A 15,787-nucleotide genomic window follows, 5' to 3' on the forward strand; every position below is an offset into this window, starting at 1 on the left:
CACGCAGTTCTGTCAAACTGGCGCCGACGACCACGCGCGGCGGCTGATCTCCTTCCTACGATTCCGAGACTGTGAACGCAGGCGATCGCCGCTTCTCCGACGAACCGCCCGCGCCGCATGCATGCGATGCGCGCATCCCGGACGGGACGGGAGGGAACGACACCGCGCCGCCGACGGTCAGAACCGGCGTTCGATAACGGAGAGGATGGATGGCATCGAATCAGGGAACCGTCGATTTCATCGTCGAGCAGAGCGCATTGGCTGGCACGGTGTCGGCGCGCAAGATGTTCGGCGAATATGGAATCTACTGTGACGGCAAGATGGTCGCGCTGGTGTGCGACGATCGCTTGTTCGTCAAGCCGACGCCCGACGGACATGCGTTTCTCGGCGCGTGCGAGCAGGCGCCGCCGTATCCGTCGGCGAAGCCGCATCTCGTCGTTGCGGGCGAGCGCTGGGACGACCGCGAATGGCTGTCCACGCTGATCCGGATCACCGCCGCGCAATTGCCGATGCCGGTGAAGCGCGGTCGATAGCGGTCGAGAGCGATCGGCATATTCCATCAAACAGGCGCGGCGACATCGCGCAATCCGCTGGAGCAAATCAATGGAGACATCCGAACACCCGCAGGCGCGCCGACGCGTGCGCCGTGCGTGGGCCGCATGCATCGCGATGCTGTGCGTGGGCTGGAGCACGCTGTCGTTCGGCGCGGACGGCGCGGCCGCGCTGCTCGACCGTTATCACAGCTTGGGCGAGCAGTTGAAGCACAACGCGTTCCATCGTCCGCTGTACCTCGAATCGTCAGAGGCGTCCTCATCGCTGAAGGGCGATATCTACGCGGTCGTCGACTATCCATTCGCCGTCGTGAACGGCAAGCTGAGCGATCCGGCGCAGGGCCCGGCGAACTGGTGCGCGGTGCTGATCCTGCACCTGAACACGAAGTACTGTCATGCATCGGCCGGCAGCGGCGGCCCGGTGCTCGACGTGAACCTCGGGCGCAAGGTCGAGCAGAAGCTGTCGGACACCTATCGCGTGCAGTTCCGCTATCGCGTGGCGGCATCGACGCCCGATTACTTTCAGGTCGACCTGAGCGCCGACAGCGGCCCGATGGGCACGAAGGATTACCGGATCGCGCTGGAAGCGGTGCCGGTGGGCGCGTCGCGCACGTTCCTGCACCTCACGTATGCGTACGGCTTCGGCACGGTCGGCCGGATGGCGATGAAGACCTATCTCGCGACGATCGGCAGCGACAAGGTCGGGTTCACGCCTGCGAGCGGTGCATCGGCTGGCGAGCCGCAGTATGTCGGCGGCGTGCGCGGGCTGCTGGAGCGCAACACGATGCGCTATTACCTGGCGATCGACGCGTATCTCGCGACGCTCGACAAGCCGCTCGACCAGCGTCTCGCGCGCTGGTTCGACGCGACCGAGCAGTATCCGCAGCAGCTGCACGAAGTCGACCGTGCGGCGTATCTGCAGATGAAGGCGCAGGAGGTGCAGCGGCAGCAGGCGGCGCGGTGACGCGTGCTGCTGCCTGAGGCCACGGCCGACTGCTCGGCGGCGGTCGGTTCGACGCGCGGCCGACCGTGCGAATGCTGTGCCACCGCGCCCGTTCGACGCGGAACAGCGTGTAGGGCGGCTTGATCAGGTCGCCGCGCTCGTCGAACGCGATTTTCCCGGTCACACCGGCGACCACTCCGCGTGCGCGCAGCCCGGTCCGCCGGATCGGCAACGCGCGCATCCAGTCAACATTGCCGCTGAACCGTCATGACGGTCATCCGTCGCTCACTGCGGGTAGCGGGCGAACTGCCTCGCGACATCGCACGGTTCATCACCCGATCCGAGCGCAAGTGCGTACGTGCGAGCCGATTCCGAGAGACGGTAGCGCGCCGTGACGCCGACGAAGCTCACATCGAGGATCGACTTTTCGACGAGTTGCGCGATGCAATCGAGCGCGGTCAGGCGGTCGACGTTGTCGTCACAAACGATGGAGTACACGGAATCCAGCGTGAACGCATGGTCGAACCGTGCGATGCGGAGAACGACGGCCTGTTCGTTGTGCGTGAGCCGCTGGAAACTCCAGTCAAATGCGGCGCGCAAGGTTCGGTGTCGCGGCTGTGCCGTGCGATAACCCCCTGCGAGCAGCAGAAAGCGTTCTTCGAGACGCTGGCGCACCCCTTCGAGACCCAGCACGGACGCACGCTCGGCCGCGAGTTCGATCGCGAGAGGCAGCCCGTCGAGCCGGCGACAGATTTCAGCGACGAGCCTGAGCTGATGCTCGTCGACTCGCACGCCGCATCGGCTTGCGCGCTCCAGGAACAGCTCGACGGCAGGCGACTGCATCAGCCCGTCGCGGCACGACTCGTCTGCCGGCAGCGCGAGCGGTTCGACGCGGAACACGGTCTCGGGCGCGATGCGAAGGCGCTCGCGGCTCGTGAGCAGTACGCGCAAGCCGGGCCATTGGCCGATCAGCCGCTCCACGACATCCGCCACCTCGTCGACGATGTGCTCCGCATTGTCCAGTACGAGCAGGGTGCCGGCCGGCGGCGAGGGCGCGGGCTCGATCTGCGCGACGGCCGCGAGCGATCCCGCTTCCTCGAGGTCGATGAAGACGACGTCCGACGCGCCGGTAGCGATCGTGCGGTGCGCATGTTCGATGGCGAGGCAGGTCTTGCCGACGCCGCCCGGCCCCGTCAGCGTGACCACGCGGCTGCGCGCGAACTGGCCCTCGATTTCGTCGAGCGCCGCGGCGCGCCCGAGCAGCGTTCTTCTGCCCGGCAATCGATGCCGCGGCGCGGTCATTGCATCCGCATTGCGGAAGTGCGGCGCATGCCGCTCGGTCGGTACGTCGCGTGCCGGCTCGGCTGGCGGGTCGTCGAATACCTTGAGTCGATAGCCGCGCCCCGGTATGGTGTCGATCAGTTGACGATGGTCGCCGAGCGCTTTACGGACCGCGCTCAGATGCACGTGGATGTTGTTTTCTTCGACGAACACACCGGGCCATACGGCGTCCATCAGTTCGTCCTTGGACACGATGCGTCCGGCTGCCAGCACGATCACCGATAGAATGTCGAACGCGCGCGAGCCGAGCGGCACTTCGCGTCCCGCCTTGTACAGCGCCCGCATGCCGAGGTTCAGTTCGAATTCCCCCAGCGCGATGACGGAATGCTCGGGGGTGCTTCGATACTGCGGCCTGGCCGGCTGTTCCATCACCGTGTTCATAAGCATCGTCCGACAAAGTGTGAATGGGTTGCACGTGCCGGCGGGGCTCGGTGCGCGTGAGTTTCGCACCGTCATCTTATGGAGCGGCGGCTTGTCGGAGCGTTGCGATACCGTTAACGTTTGTTAATGTGCGCGGCCGGATGCCGCCGAGCCGCGCTGGCAAACGGCGGCACGTACCCCATGCGCGCCTTGATTAAAAAAATTTAATACGGGGCGGCCGCTTCATCTGTCCCGACGAGGCGATAATGAAAGGTCAGCGCGACGGTGCACTATTTCGCCCGACCTGCACACGTCGGCGACCTTTCTGTCAGGTCGCACACGACGCGTGACCGACGGGCCGCCAATCCAGAAATGAAAATCCTCTTGGTCGAAGACAATCAGCAGGTGGCGGGCTTTCTGAAGAAAGGCCTGCTCGAAACCGGCCACGTCGTCGATTGGGCCGACAACGGCCGCGACGGCATGGCGCTCGCGATCGGGGAATCCTACGACGCGATCGTGCTCGACCGCATGCTGCCCGGCGGTATCGACGGGCTCAAGATCGTCGCGGCGCTGCGCGCGGCGGGCAGCAAGGTACCCGTGCTGATCCTCAGCGCACTCGACGAAGTCGACGAACGGATTCGGGGGCTGAAGGCGGGCGGCGACGATTACGTCGTCAAGCCGTTTTCGTTCGGCGAAGTCGTCGCGCGGCTCGAAGCGCTCGCGCGGCGTTCGCAGGACAACGGCTTCGACACGAAGCTCAAGGTCGGCGATCTCTGCATCGACCTGCTGTCGCGGAAAGTGACGCGCGCCGGCAATGCGATCCTGCTCAAGCCGCGCGAGTTCAAGCTGCTCGAATATCTGATGCGCCACGCGGAGCAGGTCGTCACCCGCACGATGCTGCTCGAAAACATCTGGGAATACCATTTCGATCCGCAAACGAACGTCATCGACGTGCACGTGAGCAAGCTGCGCCAGAAGATCGACACGGGCTTCGACCGCTCGCTGCTGCGGACCATCCGCAACGCGGGCTACATGCTCACTGCCGCCGACTGACCCAGAGCGTCTCGCGAGATGGGAACCATGATGCTGACGGGCTACGACGTAACGACATTGAGCGACGATGGCCAGTTCGTGCTGTCGCGCCTGACGAACCCGGCGGCGTCGGACAGCTGGCTGACGGTCACGCTCTCGGCATCGCAGCCGCAGCCGGAAAGCCATGAGCGTCTGGAGCACGCGTATCAGTTGCGCGGCATGCTCGACGGCGCGCATGTCACGCGGCCTCACGCGCTGCTGCGCGACGAGCGCAGCGCGACGCTCGTGCTCGAGGATCCGGGCGGCAGATCGCTTCGCATGGCGCAAGCGGGGCCGTTGCCGATAGGCCGGTTCCTTACCCTCGCCGTCAACCTCGCGTCGGCGCTGCGCTCCCTGCACAGCCGCGGCCTCACGCACAACGACATCCGGCCGGGCAACATTCTGATCGACGACGCGACCCACGCCATCGCGCTCACGGGCCTCGGCCTCGTCTCCCGTGCGCCGCGCGAGCGTCCGCGCGACGGCCCGCCCGCGATCGCCGTCGAAGCGCTCCCGTATCTGTCGCCCGAACGCACCGGGCTGATGAACCGCTGGTCCGACTCGCGTGCCGATCTGTACTCGCTCGGCGTCGTGTTGTACGAAATGATGACGGGGAAGCTGCCGTATCGGGCCGCTTCGGCGGCCGAGTGGCTGCATTGCCATACGGCGCAAGTGCCCATTCCGGTGGCCGAATGCATCGACGGCGTGCCCGCGCAACTGAGCGCGATCGTTGCACGCCTGCTGTCGAAGGACGCGGCGCAGCGCTATCAGACCGCAGCAGGGCTCGAACACGATCTGCGGCGCTGTCTCGACGCATGGCGCACATCGGGCGACGTCGAGGCGTTCGCGCCGGGCGCCGCCGATGCGCCCGATCAGCTGCAACGGCCGTTTCGTCTCTATGGACGCCAGAAGCAGCAGCACAAGCTCGAAGCCGCGCTGGAGCGCGTCGTGCAAAGCGGCGAGCCTGGCGTGGCGTTGGTGTCGGGTTATTCGGGCATCGGCAAATCGACGCTCGTGAGCGGGTTGCGCATGACGCCTGCCGCGTCGCGCGGATGGTTCGCGTCGGGCAAGTTCGAACGCTACAAGCGCGACATTCCTTACGCCACGCTCGCGCAGGCGTTCCGGACGCTGATCCGCGAGCTGATCGACGACGGCATGCGCACACACGCGGACCTGCGCCAGCGCCTGCACGATGCGCTCGGCGCGAACGGCCAGCTGATCGTCGAGCTGATTCCCGAGCTGGAGGCGCTCGTCGGGCCACAGCCGCCCGTGCCCGAACTCGCGCCGCAGGAAGCACGCATGCGCTTTCTCGCCGTGTTTACGCGTTTCATCGCGGCGTTCCCGTGCGACGGCCAGCCGCTCGTGCTGTTTCTCGACGACCTGCAATGGAGCGACGCGGGCACGTTCAGCGTGCTCGAACAGCTGTGCGGGCCGGGCGCGCGCAACGTGTTCGTGGTCGGCGCGTATCGCGACAACGAAGTGGGCGTCGCGCATCCGCTCAGACGCACGGTCGATCTGATCCGGCAGACGGGCACGCGCGTCGACGAAATCATGCTGACGCCGCTGCAGCCTGACGACGTGGCGCATCTGATCGGCGACGCCCTCACGACCACGCGGCCCGAACTGGAGGGCCTGAGCCGTCTCGTGTTCGAACGCACGGGCGGCAATCCGTTCTACGTCGTGCAGTTTCTGCAATTTCTCGCCGACGAGCGCTTCCTCGCGTTCGATCGCGACTGCCGCATCTGGACGTGGGACAACGAAAGGCTGCGCGAAGCGCGTTTCGCGGACACCATCGTCGATCTGATGGTCGGCAAGATCGAACGGTTGCCGCGCGGCACGCAGGCGTTGCTCGAACAGTTCGCGTGTCTGGGCGGCCGCGCGACGTCGCCGCTGCTCGCGCGCATCAGCGGCCTGGACGAGGCGCAGGTGACCACGACCCTCGCCGACGGCGTCGAGGCCGGCCTGCTGTACCGCAGCCGCGAAGGCTATGCGTTCGTGCACGACCGCGTGCACGAGGCAGCGTATGAACTGATCCCGCCGCAGCTGCGTGCGCAGGCCCATCTGCGGATCGGCCGGATTCTCGCCGCGCAGCCGGCTGCGGACGAAGCGCGCAGCATCTTCGAGATCGTCAACCAGTACAACCGCGTCATTCCTTTACTCGACGATCCCGCCGAACGCGCGCGCGTGGTTGACTTCAATCTCGAGGCGGGGCAGCGCGCACGCGCGTCGGCGGCGTACGGCTCGGCGCTCGCGTACCTGTCGACCGGCAGCGAACTGCTCGGCGAAGCAGGCTGGGACGCGGACTATGCCCGCAAATTCCAGCTGGAATGCCAGCTCGCCGAATGCGAGTTTCTGACGGGCGCCATGGACAGCAGCGAACGACGGCTGGCGATGCTCGACACGCGCGCACACACGCTGGCCGACCGCGCGGCCGTCACGTTTCTGCGCGTCACGCTGTACACGGCGCTCGATCGGATGAACCTCGCGGTGCAGACGTGCCTCGACTATCTGCGGCACGTCGGTATCGACTGGAATCCGCATCCGGGCCGCGACGCGGCGCGCGCAGAATACGACACGCTGTTGCAGGGCATCGGCGGCGCGCCGATCGACACGCTCGTCGATCTGCCCTTGCTCGACGACGCCGGACTCGCCGCGACGATGAACGTGCTGACGGCCGTGTTGCCGCCCGCGTTCTTCAGCGATGAAAACCTCGTGTGCCTCGTGCTGTGCCGGATGGCGAACCTGAGCCTGCTGTACGGCAACAGCGATGCGTCGTCGCTCGGCTATGCGTATCTCGGCATGGTCGCGGGTCCGCTGTTCGACGACTACGACGCGGGCTACCGCTTCGGCCAGCTCGGCCTCGCGCTCGTGGACAAGCGCGGGCTGGACCGTTTCAAGGCGCGTGTCTACATGTGCTTCGCGTATCACGTGACGCCGTGGACGCGGCCGATCCGCACCGGTTTGCCCTTGCTGCGCCGCGCGTTCGAAGTCGCGAGCGAAGGCGGCGACCTGACCTACATCGGTTTCAGCAGCTGCTGCACGGTCACGACGCTGATCGCCGCGGGCGAGCCGCTCGCGGAAGTCGAGCAGGAAGCGCAGCGTCGTCTGCAGATCGTTCAGGCCGCGAAGTTCGGCCTCATCGTCGACATCATCACCGCGCAGCTCGCGCTGATTTGTTCGTTGCGCGGCAACCTCGACGCGCATGACGCGCTTCCCGATCGCTTCGACGATGCCGCGTTCGAGCAGCGCCTCGACGGCGATCCGAGTCTCGCGATCGCGGCGTGCTGGTACTGGATCCGCAAGCTGCAGGCGCGCTATCTGGCCGGCGATATCGACGGCGCGATGCATGCGGACAGTAAGGCGTCGCCGTTGCTGTGGACATCGTCGGGTCATTTCGAAATCGCCGAGTATCAGTTCTTTGCGGGGCTCGCGCGCGCAAGCTGGCACGACGGCGCGCCGGAAACCGCCCGGGCCGGGAATCTGGACAAGCTCGCCGCGCATCAGCGGCAGCTGGCGCTGTGGGCCGAGCACTGCCCGAGCAACTTCAGCAGCCGCGCGGCATTGATGAGCGGCGAAATCGCGCGCATCGCGGGCCGCGAGTTCGAAGCGATGAACCGCTACGAAGACGCGATTCGGCTCGCGCGCAAGCATGATTTCCCGCACGACGAAGCGCTCGCGCACGAGATTGCCGCGAAGTTCTATCTGGCGCGCGGCTTTACGACGACGGCCGCCGCGTATGTCCGCAACGCGCGCCGCGCGTGGTTGCGCTGGGGCGCGATCGCGCGCGTGAAGTCGCTCGACCGGCGTTATGCCGAGCTGCTGCGCGAGCCCGTCGAGCAGGCGCCGGCGCCCGGCGTCGTCGCCGAACAACTCGACGTCGATACCGTGGTGAAGGCGTCGCAGGCGATCTCCGGCGAACTGGTTCCCGAGCGTCTGATGCGCACGCTGATGACGATCATGCTCGAACACGCGGGCGCGCGGCGCGCGCTGCTCGTGCTGCCGCGCGCCGACGCGTTGTGGATCGAAGCAACCGCGGTGGCGGGGCGCGAAGGACCGGAAGTGCATTTCGACAGCAGACCGGTGAATGCGCAGGATCTGTCGAGCGCCGTGCTGCTCGAAAGCATTCGCACGCAGCGCGCGTTGCTGATCGACGATGCGATCTGCGACCAGACCTGGTCGTCCGACGAGCATTTCGCCGCGCAGCATTCGCGTTCGGTGCTGTCGCTGCCGCTCGTCAAGCAGTCGAAGCTGATCGGCGTGCTGTATCTGGAGAACGAACTCGCGCCGGGCGTGTTCACGCCCGCGCGTCTCGCCGTGCTCAGGCTGCTTGCGTCACAGGCGGCCGTGTCGCTCGAAAATGCGTCGCTCGAAGAGAAGCATGCGTTGCTCGCCGAGAAAGATGCGCTGCTGCACGAAGTGCATCATCGCGTGAAGAACAATCTGCAATTGATCAGCAGCCTGCTGAATCTTCAGGCGGAGCGCGTGACGGACAAGGCGGTGGCCGAACTGTTCGCCGACAGCCGCAACCGCGTACGCTCGATGGCGATGGTGCACGAGAACCTCTATCGCGCGGGCAACTTCGCGCGCATCGCGATGACGGCGCACGTGAAGACCTTATGCGGTCATCTGGCGCGCGTCTACGACATGGGGCGGCTGGGCGTCGACCTGCAGATCGACGTCGACGACATTCAGCTCGACATGAACCGCGCCGTGTCGTGCGGTCTCGTCATCAACGAACTGGTGTCAAATGCGCTCAAGCATGCGTTCCCGGATCAGCGCGGCGGCGTGCTCAAGGTCGAACTCAAGGCGATCGACGACCGGCGCTGCGCGTTGATCGTCGCCGACGACGGCGTCGGCCTCGCACCCGGCTTTGCGTTCGAACGCGATGAAACGCTCGGCTTGCGCCTCGTTCACGACCTCGTGCTGCAATTGCGCGGCCGCATCGATATCGCGCAGCAGCACGGCACCACTTTCACCATTCAATTCAATGCAGCAGAACGTTGACGGCCACACGCCATGACCAGCGCGCAAATCTTGATCGTCGAGGATGACCGCATCGTCGCACGCGACATCGCGCAACAGATGAGCCGCGCGGGCTATGTCGTGGTCGGCAGCACGGGTAGCGGCGAAGACGCGCTCGCGCTGGTCGAAACGCTGGCCGCAGACAGCAAGCCGGATCTGGTGCTGATGGACGTGCGGCTCGAGGGCGAACTGGACGGCATCGACACCGCGCGGCGTATCCGCGAAGCGCGCGACATTCCCGTCGTATTTCTCACCGCCTATGCGGACGAAGAGACGATCCGCCGCGCGACGGCAGCGGAACCGTACGGCTACGTGCTCAAGCCCTTCGACGACATGCAGTTGCGTACCGTCGTCGAAATGGCGCTTTACAAGCACGGCGCCGAGCGGCGTTTGCGCGAGAGCGAGCAGCGCTATGCGATCACGCTGTCGAGTATCGGCGACGGCGTGCTGTCGACGGATGTGGACGGCTTCGTCACCTTCGTCAATCTCGCCGGCGAAGCGCTGACGGGCTGGTCGCGCAGCGAAGCGACGGGACGGCGGCTGAGCGAGGTCTTCAGTCTGCACGACGAGAACACGCACGCGCCGATCGAGGATCCGATGGCCGCCGTGCTGCAAACCGGGAGCGACGGTGGGCTGCCCGCGCGCGCCATTCTGCGCGCGCGCGGCGGCAGCGACCTGCCGGTCGAATGCACGGGTACGCCGATGACGGACGAACGCGGCGTACGGCAGGGCATCGTGATCGTGTTTCGCGACGTGACGCAAAAGCGCCGCGCGCAGGAAGCGGAGATTCTTCGCGAGACCAATGCGCGACTCGAAATGGCGATGTACGGCTCGAATGTCGGCGTGTGGGAAATCGACATGCCCGAAGGCGATCACAAGCGCGGCTTCGCTCGCTACTCGAACATCTACGAGTGGCTAGGCTTCGACACGCCGCAGGCGCGCCTCGATTACGAAGCGTATATGAGCGTGCTGCATCCCGATCATCGCGACAGCACGGATCGCGCGGTCGCGTCGTTCCTCGAAAGCGGCGACGGCCTGTTCGAGCTGGAGAACCGGCTGCGGCATCGCGACGGCAGCGACCGCTGGGTGCTGGTGCGCGGCACCGCGCGCCGCGACGCGACGGGCAAACCGGTGCGCTTCGTCGGCAGTCTGGTCGACATCACGGAACTGAAAATGACCGAGCAGGCGCTGCGCGCGAGCGAGGAGCGCTTTCGCGGCACCTTCGAAAACGCCGCGGTCGGCGTCGCGCATTGCGATCTCGATGGGCGCTTTCTGCGTGTGAATCGTCGGTCGGGCGAGATCGTCGGCTGGCCGCTGGCCGCGTTGCAGCAGCGACGGCTTCACGAACTGATTCATGCCGATTTCAGCGTGGCGAGCATCGAGCGGTTCCGCCTGCTGACGGAAGGCGGGCTCAAGCATTATTCGGAGGAAGTGCCGCTCGTCAGGTTCGATGGGGAGCGCGTGTGGGTCACGCTGTCGGTTGCGCTTCAGCACGACGCGTCCGGTCAGACGGCGCACGTCATCGTCATCATTCAGGACATCTCCGAGCGCAAGGCGCTGGAAGAAACGGTGCGCGTCGCGAAGGATGCGGCGGAAGCGGCCAGCCGCGCGAAGGACCAGTTCCTCGCCAACATCAGTCATGAGCTGCGCACGCCGCTCAACGGCATTCTCGGCTATGCGCAGATACTCCAGCGTGACGCGCGGCTCGACACGCGCCAGCTGGCGAGCGTCGGCGTGATCGAGCAGAGCGGGCAGCATCTGCTGACGCTGATCAACGATATTCTCGACTTCGCGCGTCTGGGCGCCGGCAAGCTGGAACTGCAGGTCGGCGAAGTGTCGCTGCGCGGGTTTCTCGAGACGATCGCGGAAATCGTCGCCGTGCGCGCGCAGCAAAAGCGCCTCGTGCTGAACTATGTGGCCGCGCCCGATCTGCCCGCCGTGGTCCGTGTCGATGAGCGCCGGCTACGCCAGGTGCTGCTCAATCTGCTCGCGAATGCCGTCCAGTTCACCGACCACGGCGAGGTCACGCTGTCGGTCAGCCGGGGCGCGGCCGGGCGCCTGCGCTTCGAGGTGCGCGATACCGGTATCGGCGTGAGCGCCGACCGGCTGGAAGCGATCTTTCAACCGTTCGAACAGGCGGGCGATCACACGCGGCGCGGCGGCGGCGCGGGGCTGGGTCTCGCGATCAGCCGGCAACTCGTCCGCATGATGGGCGGCGAGATCGAAGTCACGAGTTCGGCCGGCGAGGGCAGCGTGTTCGGTTTTGAACTGGATGCGCCCGCGTCGGCTGCGGGGCCGTGCGAGCGCATACCGCGTCTCCAGGCGGACCGCCTCGATGGCGCGCGCCGGGTCATTCTGGTGGTCGACGATGTCCCCGCGAACCGCACGCTTCTGGCGGAAGTGCTGGGACAGGCGGGCTTTCGGGTGATTGAAAGCAGCGATGGGCGCGATGCGCTCGACAAGGCTGCAGCGTGCGCGCCCGACCTGATCGTTCTCGACACGGTGATGCCCTTGATGGGCGGCATAGAGACGCTACACCATCTGCGCCGTTCGCACACACTGGGTGCGACGCCCGTGATCGTCGTATCCGCCGACGCCTCCGAACAGAACGCCCGCGCGAACATCGACGCGGGCGCAAACGTGTTTCTGGAAAAGCCGCTCAATCTCGACCGCCTGTTGGGCTCGATCGCAATGCTGCTCGGCCTGGCGACCCAGCAGGGCGCCGGCCCGGCCTGCGAAGCCGACCGGCCGATGATCATTCCGCCGCGCGAGGACATGGCGGCGCTGCACCGCTATGCGCTGCTCGGCTCGATGCGCGACATCAGCCGGCACGCCGATCGTCTTGCGAGTTCGCATGAAAAGTATGAACCGTTCGCCGCGCGTTTGCGGCACCTTGCCATGACCTACGAATCGCAGGCCCTGCTTTCGTTGATCGAACATCATCTGAACAGCGAAGGGAGTTGACGATGCGAGAGCACAACATGGACGCGCCCGTCGTGCTCGTGGTCGACGACACGGCGGCGAATCTCGGGCTGGTCGTCGATACGCTGGAAGCCGAAGGGATGCGCGTGGCCGTCGCGCGCGACGGCCACGAAGCGCTGCGCCGCGCCGAACTGGTCAAGCCCGACCTGATCCTGCTCGACGTGATGATGCCTGGCCTCGACGGCTTCCAGACCTGCCGCGCGCTCAAGGACAATCCGGTCACGCGGGATATCCCCGTGATTTTCATGACCTCGCTGACGCAGACCGAGGACAAGCTCACGGGTTTCCGCGTCGGCGCGATGGACTTCGTGACCAAGCCGCTGCAAATGGAAGAAGTGGCCGTGCGCGTGCAGACGCATCTGAAGCTGCATGCATTGCAACGCTTGCAGCAGGAACAGAACGCGAGGCTCGAAGAGGAGGTCAAGACGCGCATCCAGGCGCAGGACGCGTTGATCGAAGTGCTGAACGGTGTTCGCAATGTGTCGAACGCGATTGCGCACGATCTGCGCACGCCGCTCACCGAACTCCGTTCGAGACTCGAGGTGCTGCTGCTCGGGTTGCGCAAGAAGGGCGATGAAGACACGCTGGGCCAGCTCGAAGTCGCGATGACCGACGTGGACCGCGTGATCGGCATTTTCAATGCGCTGCTGCGTCTCGCCGAGATCGATGCGGGCGTGCGGCGCTCGGGTTTCGTCAAAAGCGACGTCGTGACCATCCTGTCGGATGCCGTCGAGTTCTATCAGCCGGTCGCGGAGTTGCGCGGCATTTCGCTGACGCTGTTGCTGTGCTCGGAAACCGAGGTGCTGGCCGAGGTCGACCCGTTGCTGCTCGCGCAAGCGATCGGCAATCTGATCGACAACGCGCTGAAGTACGCGCAGGACAACGGCGAGGTCGAGGTGTCGCTGTGTGAGCGTGGCGATCGGATCGAGGTCACGGTGTCGGATGACGGGCCCGGTATTCCGTTCGCCGAACGGTCCAAGGTGACGGAGCGGTTCTATCGCGGCGACCGAAGCCGGGGAACACCGGGCGTCGGACTCGGGCTTGCGCTCGTCAAAGCGGTGGCGACGCTGCACCACGGTTTTCTGGAGTTCGCCGACAACGAGCCGGGCCTTGCTGCCACCATGACGATACTCCGGTTCAGCTGAACGGCTGCGGCTCGCGGCATATCAGAATCACACGAAGCGTCGGCAGTCGTTGCGACTGCCTTCTCCATTGCGTCGCCTGAATGCGGCGACGGTCTTGAAGTCCGGCGCATGCCGGCCAGTCAAACCCCATCAGTTCAAGATCGCGCTGGCAGGGTCGCGCCATGCGACGGCTCGGCTGCACGCGATTAAGGCAGGCGCGACGTAGATCTTGAGCAGCAAGGTCGGGTGATAGGGCGGCCGGTGCTCGCAGGCGTTGCCCCTTCGAATCCCAGGGAAGCCGGCTCCAGTTTTTCGACGAACGGGTTCGCTCCGGAAGCAATGCTAAGGTCGCCTTCCAAAATTCGCCGGTCGCACCGGACATTCTCGGACGCATCAGGTGTATTGCGCGCCAGACCAGCCGAGGGACTCATAGTTAGGACTTGAACGCTAGCGATTTGCGCGCGCACCCGGGGATGACGTGGCCCGTCGGATAACTCACGTTCTCCAGAACCCTGACGCAAACGATTGGGACGATAGAGGCGCTCAAGGATGGTTGCGAAGCACCCGTTAAAGCAACAAGCAGCGGGGAACTCGATGACGGCCGAGCATCCCGGCAGAGGCTTCGAAACTGAATCGATGGGGGTGTGAAACATGAGTTCCAAACGAATGACTGTCCGTACGAAGCTCACGGCGACCTTCAGCCTGCTTGCGGCGCTGGTGCTGATGGTATCGGGTCTTGCGTTGAACGCGTTGAATGAGGCGAACAATCGTTTTTCCGGATTCGTCAGTGGAATCAACAGTCGCGCCGAGATGGCTGCGTCCGTCCGTACCGCCGTCGACGATCGCGCGATGGCAGTACGCAACCTCGTCCTGGTCACCGCACCTGCGGATGTCGAGATCGAAAAAAATGCCGTCAGCGACGCCGAGCGGAGAGTCGAAGCCAACCTGACGAAATTCAAGGCGATGGTGGCCAGCGCGCCCGACATGAGCGAGCGGGAGCGCAGCCTGGCGGCTGAAATTCCACGCATCGAATCGCTTTATCGCCCGGTGGCGCTGGAGATCGACAGGCTTGCCGTGAGCAATCAGCGCGACGCGGCCATTGCCGAAATCGACACCAAATGCCGGCCGCTGCTTTCTGCCCTGATCAAGGCCTCCAACGACTATGCGGCCTTTGCCAATGAACGTGCGGCCGAGATGGTCAGGCAGTCCGAGGATCAATTCTCGAACCAGCGCATGCTTTTGATCGGTATCTGTCTGGCTGCGGTCGCGATGGCGATGATGGCCGGCGTTCTGATTACGCGGGGCCTGCTGCGTGCGCTCGGCGCCGAGCCGGCCGCACTGGGCGAAGTGACACAGCGTGTGGCCGCCGGCGATCTCAGTGTGGTGGTGGGGGTGAAGGACGCGCCTGCGGGGAGCGTGCTTGCCGCAATGGGTGCGATGCAGGCCAGCCTCGTGAAGCTGATCGGGCAGGTCCGGACCTCGGCAGACAATATCGCCACCGGGTCGAGCCAGATTGCTTCGGGCAACCAGGACCTGTCGTCGCGCACGGAGCAGCAGGCGTCGTCGCTGCAGGAGACTGCGTCGAGCATGGAGGAACTCACGTCCACGGTGAAGCAGAACGCGGAGAATGCACAGCAGGCGAGCGCGCTGGCTGCCAACGCATCGGAAGTTGCACAGAAAGGCAGCACCGTGGTCGGGCAGGTCGTGGAAACGATGACCGACATCAGCCAGAGCTCGACGAAAGTCGCGGATATCACCGGGATCATCGAAGGCATTGCGTTCCAGACCAACATCCTGGCGCTCAACGCCGCGGTGGAAGCGGCGCGCGCCGGTGAGCAGGGCCGTGGCTTCGCGGTGGTCGCGAGCGAAGTCAGAAGTCTCGCCCAGCGCTCGTCGAGCGCGGCAAAGGAGATCAAGGACCTGATCAATGCCTCGGTACAGAAGATTCAGGACGGTTCGGCGCTCGCCGGTGAAGCCGGCAAAACGATGGCCGAAGTGACGCAGGCGGTGGCTCGCGTGACCGACATCATGGGCGAGATCGCAGCGGCTTCGGGCGAGCAGAGCCGGGGGATCGAACAGGTCAACCAGGCGATCACGCAGATGGACGAGGTCACGCAGCAGAACGCGGCGCTGGTGGAAGAAGCGGCGGCGGCTTCGACATCGCTGGAAGATCAGGGCCGTCAGCTGAGCGAAGCGGTGGCCTTCTTCCGCGTCGACGGCACACGCGCGAGCCAGCCGGTTCCGGCTGCGCCGAAGCCGGCACGGCGTCCGGCTTCCCGGGCCACGGCAGGCAAGACCACGGCGCCCGTGGCCCGACCCTCCGCGCCGGCAGTTGCTACCCCTGGCGCGACTGAAGACTGGCACACGTTCTGAACAGACCGTCACCGATCGAC

General features: G+C 65.5%; 8 protein-coding genes and 2 pseudogenes. 7 read left to right on the forward strand and 3 right to left on the reverse strand.

Features of this window, described 5'->3' with window-relative positions:
- The first annotated feature begins 209 nt into the window (after positions 1–209).
- Both EX20_RS29680 and EX20_RS29685 read left to right on the forward strand, forming a co-directional pair.
- Entirely contained in the window at positions 210–533 is a 324-nt protein-coding gene (locus tag EX20_RS29680) for a TfoX/Sxy family protein (RefSeq protein ID WP_034195615.1), read from the forward strand.
- Between the two features lie 70 nt (positions 534–603).
- Positions 604–1,515 carry a hypothetical protein gene (locus tag EX20_RS29685; protein WP_034195616.1) on the forward strand — a complete coding sequence of 304 codons (912 nt, stop codon included), beginning with the start codon at positions 604–606 and terminating at the stop codon, positions 1,513–1,515.
- A 58-nt stretch (positions 1,516–1,573) separates the two neighbouring features.
- Here EX20_RS29685 and EX20_RS33115 read toward each other — a convergent pair.
- Positions 1,574–1,687 (reverse strand): annotated as a pseudogene (locus EX20_RS33115) (branched-chain amino acid ABC transporter substrate-binding protein); the annotation flags it as partial.
- Positions 1,688–1,779: 92 nt separating this feature from the next.
- Positions 1,780–3,204, reverse strand: coding sequence for an ATP-binding protein (locus tag EX20_RS29690; RefSeq protein WP_231572309.1), 1,425 nt, complete (start codon positions 3,202–3,204; stop codon positions 1,780–1,782).
- A gap of 363 nt (positions 3,205–3,567) precedes the next feature.
- Here EX20_RS29690 and EX20_RS29695 point away from each other — a divergent pair, with 363 nt between their 5' ends.
- The 4 genes from EX20_RS29695 to EX20_RS29710 are packed head-to-tail and all read left to right on the forward strand — an operon-like array spanning position 3,568 to position 13,415.
- Positions 3,568–4,248 (forward strand): response regulator transcription factor, encoded by a 681-nt coding sequence (locus EX20_RS29695; protein ID WP_034195618.1) that lies wholly within the window; start codon positions 3,568–3,570, stop codon positions 4,246–4,248.
- Between the two features lie 18 nt (positions 4,249–4,266).
- On the forward strand, positions 4,267–9,270 hold the full coding sequence (locus tag EX20_RS29700; RefSeq protein WP_231572310.1) for an AAA family ATPase: 5,004 nt from the start codon (positions 4,267–4,269) through the stop codon (positions 9,268–9,270).
- 12 nt (positions 9,271–9,282) lie between these two features.
- Positions 9,283–12,252, forward strand: coding sequence for a PAS domain S-box protein (locus EX20_RS29705; RefSeq protein WP_034195619.1), 2,970 nt, complete (start codon positions 9,283–9,285; stop codon positions 12,250–12,252).
- Between the two features lie 2 nt (positions 12,253–12,254).
- The gene (locus EX20_RS29710) at positions 12,255–13,415 is read left to right on the forward strand and encodes a hybrid sensor histidine kinase/response regulator (protein ID WP_034195620.1); all 1,161 of its coding nucleotides are present in this window, start codon (positions 12,255–12,257) and stop codon (positions 13,413–13,415) included.
- A gap of 30 nt (positions 13,416–13,445) precedes the next feature.
- On the opposite strand, the pseudogene EX20_RS33120 reads toward EX20_RS29710, so the two are convergent.
- Positions 13,446–13,714, reverse strand: a pseudogene (locus EX20_RS33120) (transposase); the annotation flags it as partial.
- Positions 13,715–14,045: 331 nt separating this feature from the next.
- On the opposite strand from EX20_RS33120, the gene EX20_RS29715 reads away from it, so the two are divergent.
- The gene (locus EX20_RS29715; RefSeq protein WP_034195621.1) at positions 14,046–15,767 is read left to right on the forward strand and encodes a methyl-accepting chemotaxis protein; all 1,722 of its coding nucleotides are present in this window, start codon (positions 14,046–14,048) and stop codon (positions 15,765–15,767) included.
- Positions 15,768–15,787 lie beyond the last annotated feature (20 nt).

It is taken from the genome of Burkholderia sp. WP42 (assembly GCF_000745665.1).
In the GTDB taxonomy this organism is placed as follows: domain Bacteria; phylum Pseudomonadota; class Gammaproteobacteria; order Burkholderiales; family Burkholderiaceae; genus Burkholderia; species Burkholderia vietnamiensis.

Bases quoted from the DNA above. Each gene is read 5' to 3' on its own strand.
- EX20_RS29695 (WP_034195618.1), top strand. From the start codon at position 3,568: ATGAAAATCCTCTTGGTCGAAGACAATCAGCAGGTGGCGGGCTTTCTG.
- EX20_RS29685 (WP_034195616.1), top strand. From the start codon at position 604: ATGGAGACATCCGAACACCCGCAGGCGCGCCGACGCGTGCGCCGTGCG.
- EX20_RS29715 (WP_034195621.1), top strand. From the start codon at position 14,046: ATGAGTTCCAAACGAATGACTGTCCGTACGAAGCTCACGGCGACCTTC.
- EX20_RS29690 (WP_231572309.1), bottom strand. From the start codon at position 3,204: ATGGAACAGCCGGCCAGGCCGCAGTATCGAAGCACCCCCGAGCATTCC.
- EX20_RS29710 (WP_034195620.1), top strand. From the start codon at position 12,255: ATGCGAGAGCACAACATGGACGCGCCCGTCGTGCTCGTGGTCGACGAC.
- EX20_RS29680 (WP_034195615.1), top strand. From the start codon at position 210: ATGGCATCGAATCAGGGAACCGTCGATTTCATCGTCGAGCAGAGCGCA.
- EX20_RS29705 (WP_034195619.1), top strand. From the start codon at position 9,283: ATGACCAGCGCGCAAATCTTGATCGTCGAGGATGACCGCATCGTCGCA.
- EX20_RS29700 (WP_231572310.1), top strand. From the start codon at position 4,267: ATGGGAACCATGATGCTGACGGGCTACGACGTAACGACATTGAGCGAC.